General features: G+C 38.1%; 1 protein-coding gene and 1 tRNA gene. Both read left to right on the forward strand.

Going from position 1 to position 2,562, the window contains the following annotated elements; all coding sequences use genetic code 11:
- The first annotated feature begins 33 nt into the window (after nt 1-33).
- Nucleotides 34-107: transfer RNA gene (locus tag FC27_RS11370), tRNA-Pro, on the forward strand.
- Nucleotides 108-563: 456 nt separating this feature from the next.
- The coding region (locus FC27_RS11375) for an ATP-dependent Clp protease ATP-binding subunit (protein WP_056938107.1) at nt 564-2,562 on the forward strand (1,999 nt) is incomplete at its 3' end.

Consider the following 2,562-nt stretch of genomic DNA (forward strand, 5'->3'; position numbering starts at 1 on the left):
GAATCCCGTCTTCCGCTTTCAGATATCAGTTATCGGGAAGTAGCTCAGTTTGGTAGAGCATCACGTTCGGGACGTGGGGGTCGCAAGTTCAAATCCTGTCTTCCCGATTCGGACCAGTAAAGAGCTGATACAACTCTTTTATTAGATCGTAAATTCATTTTAGATGAATTTGCGGTCTTTTTATTTTTTGCAGGATAATAAATGGTTGTTAAAGTTTAATCACTTTACAAACTAGATCAAAAACATTAGTATTATTATCCTTAAACATTTGTTGTGTCATTTTTCTGATTGACCGATAACTAATTATTTGAAATAAAATGGCCAATTAGTTGGAACCATTTATAGATGTTGGTAAAATATAGACAGGAACATAAATAAATTTTTGAAACCAATTTGTATGAATCAATAGGGAACAATGGTATTGTTGCCTTAGATTCAGACAGATGAATGTTTAGGAAATGACGATAATGTCATAGATTTCGGAGTGGATGTTTTTGCTTGCAATTATATGCATTGGAATTATACTTTCATCACAAGTAAATAAATAAGTCGAGGTAACTAATATGGACAAAGTGTTTACCGAAAGCGCGAAAAACGCACTTGTTTTGGCTCAAGAGCAGGCTAAAACATTTCATCATAATGCTGTTGGAACTGAACACATCTTACTAGGTCTGACTATGGAAAATGACGGTATTGCCGGAATTACCTTACGTGACTTAGCCGTTAGTGATCGAGACGTTCAAGAAGAGATTGAGCATCTGACCGGTTACGGTGATACATCAGCCAACGTAGCAAGTGGTATCTACCTCCCTTATTCACCTAAAGGACAACAGATTCTATCTAGTTCAGAAACTGTTTCTAATCAATACAGTTCAAATAGGATTGGAACTGAACATATCCTGTTAGCAATTTTGGATGATTCAGACAATTTAGCAAATCGTATTTTAACTAACCTTGGTCTTAGTTTGACTAAGACAAAGAACTTACTATTAAGTAAGATGGGTATGACTAACAAGACAGCCCGTCGAGGTATGGGAATGAATCAAAAGAAGAAGACTGCACAGGCAGGTACTCCAACTCTTGATTCGTTGGCCCGTGGTTTAACTAAATTAGCTGCTGATAATAAAGTTGACCCAGTTGTTGGTCGGGCCAAGGAAGTTGAAAGAACTATTCAAATCCTTAGTCGTCGGACAAAAAACAATCCAGTCTTAGTAGGTGAGCCAGGTGTTGGTAAAACCGCTATCGTTGAAGGATTAGCTGAAGCAATCATGGCTAAGAACGTCCCTGCTGATATGCAAAATAAACGTATCATGATGTTAGATATGGGATCTCTAGTTGCTGGTACAAAGTACCGTGGTGAATTTGAAGACCGTTTGAAGAAGATTATCGAAGAAATTTATGCTGACAAGCATGTCATTTTATTTATTGATGAATTACATACTTTGATTGGTGCTGGTGGAGCTGAAGGTGCTATCGATGCTTCTAATATCTTGAAACCTGCTTTAGCTCGTGGAGAGTTGCAATTGATTGGTGCTACTACTTCAAATGAATATCAAAAATACATCGAAAAAGATACTGCATTGGAACGTCGTTTTGCTAAGATTTATGTTGAAGAACCAACTGCAGATGAATCTATTCAAATTCTTGATGGCTTGCGTCCTCGTTATGAGCAACATCATGGTTTGACAATTTCTGATGAGGCTGTACAAGCTGCCGTTAGATTATCGACGAGATACCTAACTAATCGTTTCTTGCCAGATAAGGCTATTGATTTAATCGATGAGGCTTCTGCAAAAGTAAGAATCCATAATACAGAGAGTAACAGCCAATTAGATGATTTAAATAAACAATCACTTTCATTGATCGACGAAAAGAATGCTGCAATCCTTAACCAGGACTTTGCTAAAGCAGCTAAGATCCGTGAACAAGAGCAAGATATTCAGGAAAAAATCGAAGCTTATAAGCAAGCTCAAGACAATGGTAAGAAGAAGAAACCCGTTGTAACTGAGGCTGATATTGCCGAAATCATTGCTGACTGGACAGGTGTTCCTGTTAAACAGATCACTCGTAAGGAAAGCGAACGCCTATTGAACCTTGAAAAGGAATTGCATAAACGTGTCATTGGACAAAATGATGCCATCAGTGCTGTTTCAAGAGCTATTCGCCGTGCAAGAAGTGGTATGAAAGATCCTGACCGCCCAATTGGTTCGTTTATGTTCTTGGGACCTACGGGTGTTGGTAAAACTGAGCTAGCTAAGTCAATTGCTGAAGTCATGTTTGGTTCAGAAGACAACTTGATCAGAGTTGATATGTCAGAATACATGGAACAATACAGTACATCAAAACTTATTGGTTCTGCTCCTGGTTATGTTGGCTTTGACGAAGGTGGTCAATTGACTGAAAAAGTTAGAAACGAGCCTTACTCAGTTATCTTGCTAGATGAGGTTGAAAAGGCTCATCCAGATGTCTTCAATATCTTGTTGCAAGTCTTGGATGACGGTATCCTAACTGATGCTAAGGGACGTAAAGTCGACTTTAGAAATACAATCATTATCATGACTT

Source organism: Companilactobacillus versmoldensis DSM 14857 = KCTC 3814, assembly GCF_001434295.1.
Lineage (GTDB): Bacteria > Bacillota > Bacilli > Lactobacillales > Lactobacillaceae > Companilactobacillus > Companilactobacillus versmoldensis.